11 protein-coding genes are annotated in these 15,340 nt (G+C 44.0%); 5 read left to right on the top strand and 6 right to left on the bottom strand.

Annotated elements, in window-relative coordinates; genetic code table 11:
• Positions 1-54 precede the first annotated feature (54 nt).
• Both mfd and HVMH_RS05930 read left to right on the top strand, forming a co-directional pair.
• The gene (gene mfd, locus HVMH_RS05935) at positions 55-3,585 is read left to right on the top strand and encodes a transcription-repair coupling factor (RefSeq protein WP_051622964.1); all 3,531 of its coding nucleotides are present in this window, start codon (positions 55-57) and stop codon (positions 3,583-3,585) included.
• Positions 3,586-3,644: 59 nt separating this feature from the next.
• The gene (locus HVMH_RS05930; protein ID WP_051622963.1) at positions 3,645-4,454 is read left to right on the top strand and encodes a peptidoglycan binding protein CsiV; all 810 of its coding nucleotides are present in this window, start codon (positions 3,645-3,647) and stop codon (positions 4,452-4,454) included.
• Between the two features lie 140 nt (positions 4,455-4,594).
• Here the strand turns inward: HVMH_RS05930 and minE are convergent, their stop codons facing one another.
• The 4 genes from minE to HVMH_RS05910 form a co-directional block, all read right to left on the bottom strand.
• Positions 4,595-4,849 carry a cell division topological specificity factor MinE gene (minE, locus tag HVMH_RS05925; RefSeq protein ID WP_029908888.1) on the bottom strand — a complete coding sequence of 85 codons (255 nt, stop codon included), beginning with the start codon at positions 4,847-4,849 and terminating at the stop codon, positions 4,595-4,597.
• A gap of 2 nt (positions 4,850-4,851) precedes the next feature.
• Positions 4,852-5,661 carry a septum site-determining protein MinD gene (gene minD / locus HVMH_RS05920; protein WP_029908886.1) on the bottom strand — a complete coding sequence of 270 codons (810 nt, stop codon included), beginning with the start codon at positions 5,659-5,661 and terminating at the stop codon, positions 4,852-4,854.
• Positions 5,662-5,755: 94 nt separating this feature from the next.
• Complete coding sequence (gene minC / locus HVMH_RS05915) at positions 5,756-6,454, bottom strand: septum site-determining protein MinC (protein ID WP_029908884.1); 699 nt, start codon at positions 6,452-6,454, stop codon at positions 5,756-5,758.
• A 204-nt stretch (positions 6,455-6,658) separates the two neighbouring features.
• Positions 6,659-7,300 (bottom strand): hypothetical protein, encoded by a 642-nt coding sequence (locus HVMH_RS05910; RefSeq protein WP_029908882.1) that lies wholly within the window; start codon positions 7,298-7,300, stop codon positions 6,659-6,661.
• A 227-nt stretch (positions 7,301-7,527) separates the two neighbouring features.
• Between HVMH_RS05910 and HVMH_RS05905 the strand changes: the two genes are divergently transcribed.
• On the top strand, positions 7,528-8,541 hold the full coding sequence (locus HVMH_RS05905; protein ID WP_029908880.1) for a CsgG/HfaB family protein: 1,014 nt from the start codon (positions 7,528-7,530) through the stop codon (positions 8,539-8,541).
• Positions 8,538-9,542 carry an LPP20 family lipoprotein gene (locus HVMH_RS05900; RefSeq protein WP_029908879.1) on the top strand — a complete coding sequence of 335 codons (1,005 nt, stop codon included), beginning with the start codon at positions 8,538-8,540 and terminating at the stop codon, positions 9,540-9,542. The genes HVMH_RS05905 and HVMH_RS05900 overlap by 4 nt, the downstream gene beginning before the upstream one ends.
• A gap of 4 nt (positions 9,543-9,546) precedes the next feature.
• Here the strand turns inward: HVMH_RS05900 and HVMH_RS05895 are convergent, their stop codons facing one another.
• Positions 9,547-10,626 (bottom strand): sialidase family protein, encoded by a 1,080-nt coding sequence (locus HVMH_RS05895; RefSeq protein WP_029908877.1) that lies wholly within the window; start codon positions 10,624-10,626, stop codon positions 9,547-9,549.
• A 73-nt stretch (positions 10,627-10,699) separates the two neighbouring features.
• Here HVMH_RS05895 and HVMH_RS05890 point away from each other — a divergent pair, with 73 nt between their 5' ends.
• Positions 10,700-10,939, top strand: coding sequence for a (2Fe-2S)-binding protein (locus HVMH_RS05890; RefSeq protein WP_029908875.1), 240 nt, complete (start codon positions 10,700-10,702; stop codon positions 10,937-10,939).
• Here HVMH_RS05890 and HVMH_RS05885 read toward each other — a convergent pair.
• On the bottom strand, positions 10,936-15,339 hold the full coding sequence (locus HVMH_RS05885) for an EAL domain-containing protein (RefSeq protein WP_051622962.1): 4,404 nt from the start codon (positions 15,337-15,339) through the stop codon (positions 10,936-10,938). The two genes, HVMH_RS05890 and HVMH_RS05885, sit on opposite strands and share 4 nt — an antisense overlap.
• Position 15,340: the final 1 nt, after the last annotated feature.

The raw sequence follows: 15,340 nt of genomic DNA, 5'->3' as shown, positions 1-15,340 counted from the left end.
CTGCGTTTTCAATCTCTTTGTTATAGATGCAAGTTAAATAAACTCAGACACGCAATGGCTCAAAACGCTTCAAATCAACCATCCGCCTACTCAATCCAAGCGCTCATCAACCTTCCATTCAAAGGTCAGCGCTCTCATTGGCAAGTTTCCAACCTGGCGGAAACCGCTTGGCTGCTCAGTGAGAAAATCAAGGCGACCCCCAACCTGGCAGTTTTTTTAACCGCCAGCACACATGAAGCAAACAAGCTGGAAGAAGCCGTTAACTTCTTTGCTGGAGAAACCTTTCCCATCCTGAACTTTCCGGATTGGGAAACCTTACCTTACGACCAGTTCTCCCCACACCAAGACATCATTTCCCAGAGACTGAAAACCTTACATCAACTACCAAGCTTAAAACAAGGCTTGCTCATTCTACCCGTTTCCACACTATTACAAAAAGTGGTTCCTCATCACTTTATCGATAAGTACACTTTTTTCCTGAAAACACAGGACAATATCGATATTGAAGCCTTTAACCGTCAACTTGAAACAGGTGGCTACCAACGCGTAAACCAAGTGGTTGAACCGGGTGAATTTGCCGTGCGAGGCTCGCTGATTGATGTTTTCCCTATGGGGAGCAAAACCCCTTTTAGGCTAGATCTATTCGATGATGAAATCGAAAGCATCCGCAGTTTTGACCCGGAAAACCAACGAACTCTAGACGCCATTGAGCAAATCGAGTTGTTGCCCGCAAAAGAATACGATCTAAGTGATGCAGGTATTCAGCTTTTCCGTCAAAACTTCCGTACCCAGTTTGGTGAAGATGCGCGCCACGCCACACTTTATAAAGCGGTCAGTGACCACCAAACCCTTGATGGATTGGAATACTACCTTCCGATATTCCACGAAACACTGGCAACGTTATTTGACTACTTACCACAAGACAGCCTGTTCTTCGACAATGGCGACCTGAGCGACGGCATTCAAAGAACTTGGAACGACTACCAAGAACGTTATCAAATCGCACAGCACAACCCGGATTATCCAGTATTGCCACCAGCACTGCTGATTTCAAATGAAACCGATACCCTTGCGAAGTTAAAGCAATATCACCGCGTCACCTTTGAAAGAATTCAGGGGGCGAAAACAAATGCTCGACTTGCCAACAAACCGCTACCGGATTTAAGCATTCAAAACAACGCTGATTACCCTCTGGCAAAGTTAAATGCATTTGTTGATCGTCTATTCAACGACAAACTTAAGAATGATAAACACAACCAAAACGTGCGTTTGCTCTACTGTGCTGAGTCAACCGGGCGTCGCGAAACACTGCTGGCCTTACTCAAAAAAGAAAAAACCCTGAGCGGTCCGCAACCGACCATTGCCGATTCTTGGCAAGATTTTATTCATGCTGATACCAAATGTGCCATCGTTGTCGGGCCTTTGGAAGAAAGTCTTTATGTATCCGCCAGTGACGCTACGCCTGATATCTGCGTTATTTCAGAAACGCAAATTTTCGGTGAGACCGTTACTCAACGCCGTCGTCGTAAGCAAAAACACAGTGATTTCGATACTTCAATCTCCAACCTGATTGAGTTGGAAGTCGGTGATCCGATTGTACACATCGACCACGGTGTCGGTCGCTATCAAGGTCTCATCACCATGAATATCCAAGATGAAGACCATGAGTTGCTGTGTATAGAGTATGCTGACGAAGCCAAACTTTATGTTCCTGTCACCTCCTTACACCTGATTAGCCGCTATACCGGCGCCAGTGCGGAAAATGCACCGCTTCATAAAATCGGTTCAGACCGCTGGAAAAAAGCCAAACGTAAGGCAGCCGAAAAAGTCCATGATGTCGCCGCAGAGTTACTGGATATTTACGCGCAACGTGAAGCACGCCCTGGTTTTGCTTTTGAAACCGATGAGCAAGCCTATGCACGCTTCCGTGCTGGATTTCCATTTGAAGAAACCCCGGATCAGGAAGCCGCTATCGAAGCAGTACTTGCCGATATGGCCTCTCCTAAACCAATGGATCGATTGGTGTGTGGTGATGTTGGTTTCGGTAAAACAGAAGTTGCCATGCGCGCAGCCTTTATCGCTGCTTATTCAGGCAAGCAAGTCGCCATTTTGGTTCCGACGACGCTACTTGCCCAACAGCATTTGGAAAACTTCCAAAACCGTTTTGCCGACTGGCCAATCAAAGTTGAAGGTTTGTCTCGCTTTCAATCGGCAAAAGAAACTCAACGCATTCTGGAAGACGCTAAAGAAGGCAAAGTCGACATTATTATTGGCACGCACAAATTGATTCAGGGTGACACCCAGTTCAAAAACCTTGGCCTGATTATCATTGATGAAGAGCATCGCTTTGGCGTTCGTCAAAAAGAACAATTAAAAAAAATGCGCACTGAAGTGGATGTCATGACCATGACGGCAACCCCTATTCCGCGCACCTTAAACATGGCGATGAACGATTTGCGTGATTTGTCTATTATCGCCACTGCACCGGAAAAACGCCTTGCGGTACAGACCTTTGTTCAAGAGTGGAATCCTGACGTTGTTAAAGAAGCCTGCCTGCGTGAAATTCGCCGTGGCGGTCAAATCTACCTGCTTTATAACAATGTCGACAAAATCGACAACATGGTTGAAGAAATGCAAGCCTTGTTGCCCGAGGCTTCCGTTCGCTCCGCGCATGGTCAGATGAACGAGCGCGAGCTGGAACATGTCATGCAGGACTTCTATCACCGCCGCTTCAATATTTTGGTCTGTACCACCATTATCGAAACGGGGATTGATATCCCAACCGCCAACACCATACTGATTCACCGCGCGGATAAATTTGGTTTGGCACAGCTACATCAGCTACGTGGTCGCGTCGGACGCTCTCACCATAAGGCTTATGCTTACTTGTTTACCGCAGGCAAATCTTTGATGACCAAAGATGCCGAGAAACGTCTAGCGGCGATTTCCAAACATGACACGTTGGGCGCGGGCTTCATGCTGGCAAGTCATGACTTGGAAATCCGTGGCGCTGGTGAGTTACTGGGAGATGGTCAATCAGGACAGATTCAGGAAATCGGTTTCGGATTGTATGCCGAGCTGCTTGATCGCGCTGTCAGAGCCTTAAAGTCAGGTAAACAACCTGAGTTGGATACCAGCTTGCATCATGGTACGGAAATCGAACTGGGCGTGCCGTCCTTGATTCCGGAAGACTATCTACCTGACATTCACACTCGACTGGTTTTCTATAAACGTATTGCCGGCGCAAAAGACACGCAAAGTCTACGCGAACTTGAAGTGGAAATGATTGACCGTTTCGGGCTGTTGCCCGATCAGGTGAAAAACCTGTTTGCGGCGACATCCGTTAAGTTACTGGTTGAACCTATGAACTTACTTAAAGTCGAGGCACATGAGACGATGATCCGCATCCAATTCGGTTCTTCGCCGAACATTGACCCGCTGAGATTGATTCAACTCATCCAGCGCCAGCCCAAAAATTATCAGCTAAAAGGGCAAACGGAACTGAAATATTTCGATACAATGCCGGAAACAGCGCAAAGAATTCAAGCCATCGAGCTCATTGTGGCTTCAATAAAAGCCGGATAAAATTGCCTCAAATGACAACAAATTTGACGATAACTTTCGCCAAGGATTGATAAATCAAGATGAAAAACCGATTCGCATCGAACTTCAAATCCACTTTTCTCAATATCACTACCACGATTGCACTGTCGCTAATTTGTTTATTCCCTGCAACAAATGCCCAAGCGGACGAAAGTACCGCCCCACCAAAATTTGAAGTAGAAGTTGTCATTTTCGAAACGCTTGCTTTAAAAGGCTGGACGGAAGAGTTTTGGCCGGACAACCTTCCGATTATGGATTTGAACGATGAAGACGTCATCGCGCCTCCAAGAGTTCGCCCACAATACAACTTGTTGAATGACGAAGTTTCCTTAATGACACGCCGCATGGGGTACAACATCCTCTACCATCAAGCCTGGGTTGTGGATGCATTACCGGAAAATCAAGCCAAACCGATTTATATCAGCTCATTGCCGGATGAAGACTATAAGTCTCGACTTGAAGGTACGCTACTATTCTATAAATCACGCTACCCTCACATTGAAGTCAATTTGGAGCTAGAGCGTAAAATCCCATTGGTTATTCGCCCAGACTTCGCTAAGAACCAAAGCATTCAGGAAGATCTGTTACCAGAGTTCTGGCGCTTCCAACTTAAAGAATCCCGAAAAATCAAAACCGGGCAAATTCATTATCTGGATCACCCTATCTTCGGCGCCTTGGTTGAAATCAAATACCTGCCAAACTACAAGCCAGATGGAAACATGATTGATCCTGAGCTTCCACCTGCCACACAACCTGAGATGCCTAGCATCCATGCGAATGATGAAGACGTTCCTAGCAACCCGAACGACACCTCAACAGACTCTGCTGAAGACCCGGCTACCGCGCAATAAAATCTGCCAGGTTGGGTAGCTTGCCCGCATACTGAACAAAATCAAGGATAGTAGAGAAATAAGGATAAGCTAGAAGCGCTTATCCTTTATTGCCGGCCATCACATTGACAACCGTTGCGACTAAAGTAAGCCCAAGACTTTTACTTTTCAGGCAGCACCAAGTTCAGTTCCAACACTTCGTAGCCATTGGCTTCATCGATGGAAATCTGTAATTGGTCCTGATCGATCTGAACATACTTACCAATCACCTGAAGAATCTCTTCACGCATTTTCGGCAAATACTCAGGCGATTTACGTTCCGAACGTTCATGCGCCAACAAAATCTGCAAACGGTCTTTGGCGACCCCTGCCGATTTCTTTTTCTTTTGTCCCAGAAGATAATCTAGTAATGCCATGCTTATCTCCCAAATAGTTTCTTGAGCAATCCTTTTTTCTCAGCCGTCAAGAAGCGATGCTCTTTTTCTTCACCCAAGAAACGGTCAACGATATCGATATATGCCTGTGCTGCATCCGACCCGGCTTCCAATATCACTGGACTACCAGAGTTAGAAGCATTCAGAACCTGTTCAGACTCCGGAACAACACCCAGCAACTTCACGCTCAGTAGGTCGATAACATCATCCACAGACAACATTTCACCCGTCTCCACACGCTCTGGGTTATAACGCGTCAACACCAAGTGTTCGACAATGGCCGTGCCAGATTCCGCACGTTTTGATTTTGCTTGCAAAATGCCCAGAATACGATCCGAATCACGCACTGATGACACTTCAGGGTTGGTGACGACAATCGCTTCATCTGCGAAATACAATGCCAATTGCGCACCTTTTTCAATCCCTGCTGGCGAGTCACAGATAATGAAGTCGAAGCCGTCTTCTTTCAAGGCTTCAATGACGTTACCAACACCTGCTTGGGTCAAGGCATCTTTATCTCTTGTTTGTGAAGCGGCTAGGATATAGAGGTTATCAATGCGCTTGTCTTTGATTAGCGCTTGTTTCAAGGTTGCTTCACCCTGTACGACGTTCACAAAATCATAGACAACTCGGCGCTCACACCCCATGATCAAGTCCAGATTTCTCAGTCCCACGTCAAAGTCGATCACAGCAACTTTATAGCCTTTCATGGCCAAACCGGTAGAAATACTGGCACTCGTTGTAGTTTTACCGACCCCACCCTTCCCAGAGGTCACAACAATCACTCTTGACACATTTGTCTCCTAATCATCACAAACATTTCCCCAATAACAGGGCATTAAAATTCAAAATTCTTTGGTGGAATTTGGCTTCATCAACACATTAAAACTAATCTTCAAGCGGTCTTTGAAACACGAGTTTATCATCTCTTAGCAGAACTTCAATGAAGCCTTTTTTATATTCTGCGCCAATGTCTTCTGCCAATAAATACAAACCGGAAATACACACCAGTTCTGGATTCAGTTCTTTTGCGAAAATACGCGCATCCGTCATACCAGAAGAGCCTGCAAATACTTTGCCTAGAATCTTGCCGAAAACATGAACATGTCCGTCCGCAACGACTTCAGCGCCAGGGTTAACCGAGCCCATCACCATCAAGTCACGTCCCTTGGCATAGATTTGCTGTCCTGAACGAACCGTGCCTTGCACCACCATCGCAGTGGTTGCTTTAGGTTCATCACTTTCTACCGGCGATTCGGAATTCTTCTCTTTCTTGCGTTTCTTAACTTCTTCAGGGAACACTGCCAAACCGGCGTAAGAAGCTTGTTCTTGAATAGACTGGTCTTCTGTACGCACCCCAATTGGAATCATCTGTTTCTGGTGCAGGAACTCAACCAACAATGCTAAGAACATCGGGTCTTCAGGTTGAATCTTGAATTCAATCACTACGGGAATGCCCGCAAAGAAATCCGGCGCCTGATCGATTTTGTCGGCGATAGCAGATTTGGTCTGTTCAATGTCAGCAGAGTGGACGCGTAGTACCGTCAAAGACAGGATGGAGCCTTTCAGCTCAATAATTTTACTCATAATGGGTTTATTAGATTTCTGTCCCGTTTTGCATCTTAAATCGGATGTGCGGGTTTTATATTTTTATAGGAAATTTGTTCTCTAAAACTGCCAAGAATCTTACTTGAGAGAAGCCTTAGAGTCAAAACAAAAACGCCGGAGAAATGCATAAATACACTCGCTCCGGCGTTTTAGTGTGCAAGCGTCAAGGCCAGCTCCTAACGCTTACTCTCGACCGATCTTTTTCATCAATCTTTGGTAAGCGTCTTCCAACGTTTTCTTATTGGCTTCATTTGCTTGAGAGTCTTTCAACACCTGATTGAAGTCGTTATACGGATACTTCATCAAAACATAAGACTTATACATACCGTTGATTGGCTCAACTTTTTGTTTAACCACCTGCGCACCAGACAGATTTACCTTATCGACAAAGTTATTGATAACGTAACGGTACTCACCTTCTCCAGAACCTGTCATCGTATCTTCACCCGACAATTCGGATTTCATGGTTTTTGCTAGCTCATAAGATGCTTGCAGTTTGGCTTTTCGCATGGAGTTGACTAGATCTCTGTCTGAACCGATACCCACGCCATAAAAACCGTTGCCATCAGTCTTAGGTGGATCAAGCACCCAACCTGGCAGATTTTTCATTTCTTGTTCCATCTGCTCTTGGCGTCGCTCAGCTTGAGCTTCAGCGGCATCAGACTGAATCTTTTCAACCTTGGCTTGCTCTTCGGCGATATCCGTTTTAGACGGTGAACTTGAACAGCCCACCAAACTCATTGCCGCACCAAACATTACAAGGTGTAACAGACTTTTTTTATTGTCTTTCAATCGGTTACTGATGTTTTCTTTGCAAATTTCCATGCTACCTTCCTTTTGTATCGCTCTTTTCGTCTTAGTTATCACATGACGCGATTTACTGTCATTCTACTCAGGTAATGAAGTTTTTCCAGTATAGTTTATCTTCAATGAATGGTTTACAGAATTAAAGCAATATGAATTTTTCCTTGATTGACCTTTTACGAAGGGCGCATTTTCTATTACTATTGCGTCATATAGATTTTGCTTAATCAGGGCTCACATAATTCCACATGAAAACAATAAAACCCTTCTTTGCTATTTTTGCAGCACTACTTGTCCTTCAACTTTCCAGCTGTGCCACCACAACCCGCATCCAGTATCTTGAACCCGCTCAAGTAGAGCAGGCAGCGAAATACAAACGTGTTGCCGTCAACGCCTTTAAAAATGACAATGTAGGACTGGGGGGCAAAATAGAAACCCGCTTGAGCCAAAAGAATGTTGAAAACAAACCCTACTACACCGTTCTAAATCGTCAGGATTTCGATAAAATCCTGAAAGAGCAAAAACTGCAGTATTCCGGGCTCACCGACGAAAAAGACATCGTCAAGGCAGGTGAATTGATTGGCGCCCAAGCTTTTGTCACAGGTGAAGTCTCTTCTGCAGCATCGCAAGACAGCCGTTTTTATACCGAGCGCCAAGAGTGCTTAGACAAGAAATGTAACTATGTTCGAACCTATCGTGTGCCTTGTACCAAACGCACCATTTCAATGAGCGCATCCGTCAAGATTATCGACGTTCAAACTTCTGGTGTCATTTATAGCAACAGCTACTCGCCTTCCAATAGCTGGTTTTCCTGTGCAGATATGCCGGTGACACTACCTGCGTCAGACACCGTTTGGCAACGTCAGGCAAATGACATCGCCGCAGATTTCGTGAGTAAAATTGCTCCGCGCTATGTCTACAAGCGCATTGAATTGCTTGATGATCCCGATATTGAATACAACGACAATGAAAAGCAATTGCTAAAAAGTGGTATCGCTTTTGTTGAAGCGCACCGCATGGATAAAGCTGACCAGATTTTCAGCCAATTGGTCTTTCAAACGCAATCACTGTCTTACGTAGCGGCTTACAACTTGGGCGTTGTCAAAGAAGCAACTGGAGAGTATGAAGAAGCCAAAAAACTCTACACGCTTGCCGATAGCTTGCAAAAAGAACCTGTTGAGGCCATTAACAAAGCCATCAACCGCATCAACCAAGTCATCACACAACATAAGAAAGCCACACAACAGATTGCTCAACCATGATGATGCGATTTATTTTCACTCTAACACTCGGTTTGCTACTCACTGCTTGTGCTGAAACGCCTAGCAAACCACTTCCGCTCATTAAGCCACCTGCTTGGTACATGATGCCACCAGCCGATACTCAGTTAGATTTATATGGTGCCGGCGCAGGGAAATCTCGCGAAAAAGCCGTACAAGCAGCACTCAACGATTTAGCATCCAAGCTTGGCGTACAAGTCAGTTCTCAATTCAAACTCCAGCATAAAAGCACCAATAGTGCCTATGCGTTTGATGAAGAAACCTCCGACCAAAAAATCCTGACTGAGGTGCAAACCACCACGCTCAATCAGTATCAAGTCGTCAAGACAGAGCAAACCGGGTATGACCGTTTTTATGCCTTGGTGAAAACAGATAAAACCGCATTAGCCTTTGCGATTCGTAATCAGCTGCAACAACAGATTGAAAGTTTTTTGCATGCCGAAAAACAGTTTTTAAAGGCTCATCAAGCAGGTTATTTAACCTGGCAATTCTATGATTTAGAAAACCAAAAACTACCCGCCTTTGAGCGACAAGTTGCAATATTACAAACCCTTAAAAAACGTGAAAATACAAAGATTTATACTGACTATTTAACAGATGTTTCAAAAAACTATCAGACTGCAAAAGCAAGCGTAAAGTTCTTTATTAACGCAACCTCTTCAACCGCCAACATGCTCCAACTCGCATTGGAAAATAAAATCACGGCATCGGGCTTTTCACTGGCAGCAACAGCCAAAGATGCTACGGATAACATTAACCTGGAAGCGACTGAAAAATCGACTCAAGCTTACGGATTTACCATTATCAGAAGCCAAGCGACAATTGCTTTTTATGAGGGGCAAAAACAACTAGGAAGTAATCAATTTTCACTAAAGGGACAAGGGTTAAACAACGAGCAAGCCAGCATCAACTTGCAAAACGATTTCAAGCAACAGCTACAAAGTAGTTCGCTGCAACAGACGCTTGGTCTGAATAAAGAATAGACCGCTAAACGAAATCCGATTCGTTTAACTTAATACGTAGCTGTGACTGCATGGTAGAAATCCAGATTTCTCCTGGAGAGGCTTCAAAAACAAACGCATAAGACAACCAAGCACCCTGACAACTGGCAATAACAACAGGATCCGTCCAACTCACCCCATCGTCATCAGAAAATCGGATGGACAATTCTTCTCTTTGCCAAGAAGCTGCAACTTCAGAAAACAACCCGGACACCCGTCTTGCCTCTGACTCGCCCTCTCGATAAAGTTGGTTGTAAACCAAGCAAATCCGACCACTATTCAGTCGTCTAATCGTTGACGGCGAACTACTGGCACTGAGCCCTTTTTCTAGGTGTGTCCAGCTTTCTCCCTCATCATCCGAGTAGGCATTCCAGAACCAATCCCTATTGGTGCGTATGCAATACCATAGACGCCCGTCATTCAAAGGAAGCAATCGCCCTTCGTAACAGCCGCCATGATGACCTCTGCCGCCAATATCGATTTTATTACTGGCATTCCAGCTCACACCGTCATCATCGGAATAAAAAGACAAGCTATAGTGACGACCTTCTTCATAGTCAAGATTTTGTGCGGAAATCACCAGACGTCCTGAAGGAAGCACAACCATACTCATGGCTTCGGCGGCATAGCCTTTTTGTACCAAGACAGGTTCTTGCCAGGTTTTTCCACCATCCAAACTGCGAATCACCCACTGATAGGCATGAGTGTTTTTGGTTGGTTTATTGGTTTTGCTGTGCCAGTTAAAATAGAGGTCATAAATGAAAGACACCACCAATGTGTTATCTTGCGAGAGCGCAATACAATGGCTGTCATTGAGTACAAAATTATCATCCTCATCAAAGATAGAAAAAATCTGCCAAGTTGCCCCCTCATCATCTGAAAGATAGGCGGACTTTCTATGCAGCCAAATCAATTGTCCAAATTGATTGCGGGCAAAAGGGCCATTAAAGGCATGGTCTAAAGGCTTGACAGCGGGGTGAAGATAAACCGAGTGATCGGTTACCGGTGCCAACTCGAAACTCAGTTTGATTTCAGGGTACTCAATTCTTTTGTTTTGTTCTGCCATGCTTATGTTTACTCTCTTTATCTAGCCTTCTTTATCCAGCTTTTTCGGCTTGAGTTTACGCTAAAATAGCGTAATGACACCAGAAACTTTAGACAAACTGCCGGAAATCCTTCGTCGTGACTTGGATGAAAATCTCTGCGTTTGCAATGAGGTCACTAAACGAAAAATCATAGATGCCATTGAATCCGGCGCAACAACCCTAGCAATGGTTCAACGCCAGACTTATGCTTCGGATGGTAATGGATGCTGCAAACGCCAAGTCACCCGACTTATTGAGTGCTTAACCACTCCTGAAGATTCTTCGCAGGATTAACTTTTGCGCTCAGAAATAAACTGCGCAAACTCATCTGAAGGAATTGGCTTGCTGAAGTAGTAGCCCTGAATTTCATCACAGCCTTTTTCTTCCAAGAAACTCAGCTGGTATTGAGTCTCAACCCCTTCTGCAATGGTTTTCAATCCTAAGCTTTGTGCCAGGCTAATCATACCAATAATGATAGAACGGTCATCCGCATCTTCTACTACATCTCTCACAAAAGATTGATCCAGTTTTAACTTGGTTGCTTTGAACTTTTTGAGATAACTGAGTGATGAGTAACCTGTACCAAAATCATCAATGGCAATTCTCACACCATGTGATGTCAACTTATCCATAATTTGAACCGCTGAATGTGGATTCGACATGGCAAGGGTTTCTGTCAATTCTACCGTCAGGCAGGATGGATCAACTTTGTATTTATTCAGTAAACCTATAATTTGACTGGGCAATGCTTCATCACGGAATTGTGCGGCAGATAGATTCACGGCAATATTTACAAACGGTAGCCCTCGTTCTTGCCATTCCTTGATTTGCTCAATTGCGGTTTCCATGACCCAATTACTGATATCAAGGATTTGTCCACTTTGTTCCGCAACAGGAATGAATTCGGTCGGAGAAATTCTTCCCAATTCAGGGTTATCCCAACGAATCAAAGCTTCGGCACCCACCACTTTATGCGTATGAGCACAAACTTGCGGTTGGTAATACATCTCAAATTCATTTCTGACAAGCGCAGTTCTCAAGGCACTTTCAATGGACATAATTTTAGCCGCATGCTGTTGCATCTCATGAGTAAAGAATCGGTAGTTGTTTCGTCCGTCACTTTTGGCTTGATACATTGCGGTATCGGCATTTTTCAACAAACTTCCTGCATCAGAACCGTCTTGAGGATAAATAGCAATCCCCACCGATGGCGTGATTTGCAGGTTCAGGTTTTCTAATGACATTTCGAATGCGACAGATTTCAAGACATTTTCTGCCATGTGCGCAGCCTCACTTTCATCTGCATTAGGCATCACTGCGATGAATTCATCACCACCTTGTCGTCCTAGCTGATCTTCTGCCCCTAACAGATCTGAAATGCGTCGCCCGACTTCCATCAACATCTTATCTCCGACATAATGCCCCAAGGTATCGTTGATATTTTTGAAGTGATCCAAGTCGATAAATAGCACCGCGACATTTTTATGATTTTCTTCTGCTTGACTGATCGCTTTTGTCAGCCTTTTGATAAGAGATTCTCTATTGACCAAATTGGTAAGTGAATCAAAGTGTTCAAGGCGGTGAATATGTTCTTCCGATTCTTTCATTTTTGAAATATCTGTGAACACGCCAATATATTGCATCACCTCGCCGTCCTTATTCTTACCCTGACTGATGGACAGCCATTCAGGGTAAAAACGACCTGATTTATGCTTGTTCCAAATTTCCCCTTGCCAGTGACCTTCCCCTTCAATTTGCTTCCACATTTGGCTGTAAAATTCTTTAGTGTGCTTTCCAGAAGAAAGAACACTTGGCGCACTTCCCAACACTTCTTCTCTAGAGTAGCCAGTGATATCACTAAAAGCGTCATTCACCATCAACAGCTTCAAGTTTGCATCTGTAATCATGATACCCTCTCGGCTCTGCTCGAATACTTTTGAGGCCATCTCGATTTGTTCTTCCGTTTTTCTTCTTTCCGTTATATCTGTGATAAAGCCATGCCACAGAATCGAATCATCGCTCTGTTTTTGAGGTATAGCATTACCTGATAACCACTTTATTTCACCATCATCAAAAATTAAACGAAACTCATACTGCCAAGATGCAAGATTTTCTGCTGATTCTTGAATAGAAAGGTTCAGGCCTTCCAAGTCATCAGGGTAAACGCGATCAAAAACAGCCGTCGCATCTTCAAAAATGCTTTCCGGCTTAACGCGGAAAATGTGTTCCATGGCCTCACTTGCAAATGGGAAACAACTTCGCCCATTTTTATACAACTGAAATTGATAAATCACACCAGGTAAGCGCCCCGCTATTTTCTGTAAGCGCTCCAATGCCTCCTGTCTTTCATGCTCAATGACTTCCCTCTCTTGTTCCGCAACGTAGGATGAAAGAGCGAAACTGATGTCCGCCCCCATTTCCAACAGGAGGTCTTTCATTTCATCGTCAAAAGCATTGACAACATCAGAGTAGATATTCAATGTTGCAACCACTTGAGAACGCTGTGTTAGAGGGATGGAGGCTGAAGACTGCCAGCCGAATTTTTTTGCTCGTTCATGCCAGTGGGCTGTATGTGGATCTTTCTGAAAATCTTCACACCAATAAGGCGCGTTGGTCATAATTGCGATTGCTGTAGGTCCTTTTAACTCCTCATTCTTGACCGATATTTCAAGACCCTGAAGGTAATTTGAATTCATACCTGACCAGGCAACAGGCTTAACTAAACCAGAGACCATATCCAGCTTACCTATCCAAGCCATTTTCATATCACCATTGTTAACAATAACCTCGCAAACGCGGTCATATAAATCCTGTTCAGTATGGCATTGGATAATGGCTTCATTCGTTTGGCTTAGCGCAGAATGGATTCTTGCAAGCCTTTCCAGTCTCAGTTCGTCTTGTTTACGTTTGGTGATGTCGCGTCCAACCCCTAGTATGCCCATCACCTGCCCACGGCTATTCAGCATCGGTGTTTTAATGGTCGAGAACAAGCCACGATAACCAGTTTCTGCAAAGGTTAACCACTCTTCGTTTTCGGTTGAACGACCTGCTTGCATTGCCTTTTTATCATGCTCTCTAAAGAAGTCTGCCAACTCTTTATCGACAAAGTCATAGTCCGTTTTGCCGACAATATCATTTTCTTTAGCGCCATAAAGTGATTCGAACCTAGAGTTGCAACTTAGATAAACACCATTAATGTCTTTTAGCCAAATCAAATCAGGAATTGTATTAATTAATATATTCAGGTGGTTTTGACGCTCAAGGTAACGGTCACCTAGCTGTTTAATTTCCGTCATGTCTTGCACAGTCAACAAGAAATGCTGAACATCGCCATTGGTACGGCGAGTACACTGAACACTGACAATAACGTAAACCAATTCCTGGTTTGCACCCACCAAACGCGTTTCTTGAGTAAACCCGTCTAACTTGTGGCTAGCAAGCTCAGTAAAACGCTGTTTGAAAAGAGCGACCTCCCCATAAGGTAATAAATCGAAAAATGATCGTGCCGTTAACTCTTCTTCAGAGTAACCAAGCATCAACTTGAAACGTTGATTAAAACGCGACCAGCGAAAATCCTCTGCCGATAAGATTGCCATTCCGATAAATGGCAGATCATAAAACTGCTGTAACACACGCTCATTTTCGGTTTTTTGCGTCAACAGGCGATAGTTATCTAGATGTCTTTGCTTGGATAAAACTACCCAAAATGCAGCCCCTATAATTAAAAATGCAATGAACGAAACAACACTGATCCAGAAAACCAAATCGTCTAAAGATGCATGTGCTTCTTTGACATCAACCTTAGAAACAACCATCCAATGTGTGCCCTTGATGGGATAATAGGCAGCCATAACAGCCTTGCCACGGTAATCAATGCCTTTGGTCTTACCGGAAATACCTGCCCTTAAGGCAATTGCAGATACAAGATTTTGATCGCTAACCGAAAATTTGTTTTGAGAAGAGCTTCCTTCTCCAGCAAACTTCATTGGAGAAAGATATTCGACATGTCCGTTTTCATTGTGAATTAGCAAGCTTTCACTTGTTCGGCTAAAGGTAGGCCACTTTTGTATATGGGAAAAAACGTGGTCAGATAAATCCGAAAATAAAACGACCATAGCTAAAATGGTAGGCTTGCCATCAATGGCATAGATTAAAGGAACAACCGCACCTGTGTCCAAGGTACCGTCTTTATCCTTCAAAATACCACTGCGGACATCACGCCTGTTTTTAACGCTTTTGCTAAAAAGCTCGGCTATGACTGCATGGTTGAAATGGTTGCTACTTCCCTCTCCTAGCTTCAACATCAATTGTCCACTAGAAGAAATAAGCTCTATGGATTCATAACCATAGAACTCCTTCAGCGCGCCAAACAACGCCAAAATACTATGTTTTAACGTTTCGTCATTTGGTTTTTTCAGAAGGCTTTGGACATAATCCATTAAGACTTTATTACTTGAAACGACATTAGCGACTTTGTTTTGCTCTTCTAGCCAACTTTGTACTTGATAAGCTCTTAACTCGGCAACAGAAGACAGGTTATTAAAAGACTGAGCCTCTATTTTTGGACCATGGTTTTTGATGATCGTAATCGCCAGAGCTGGCACCATTAAAAACAACAGGAAGAAAACAAGCCAGATATTCTGGCGCAGTATCCGTTTTTTTACACCCGCTAAAAAATTATTTCGTTTCGTCATT

This window comes from Hydrogenovibrio marinus, from assembly GCF_013340845.1.
GTDB classification, from domain to species: domain Bacteria; phylum Pseudomonadota; class Gammaproteobacteria; order Thiomicrospirales; family Thiomicrospiraceae; genus Hydrogenovibrio; species Hydrogenovibrio marinus.
The sequence above is the reverse complement of the archived record's forward strand: the minus strand, read 5'-3'. Positions and strand labels throughout refer to the sequence as shown.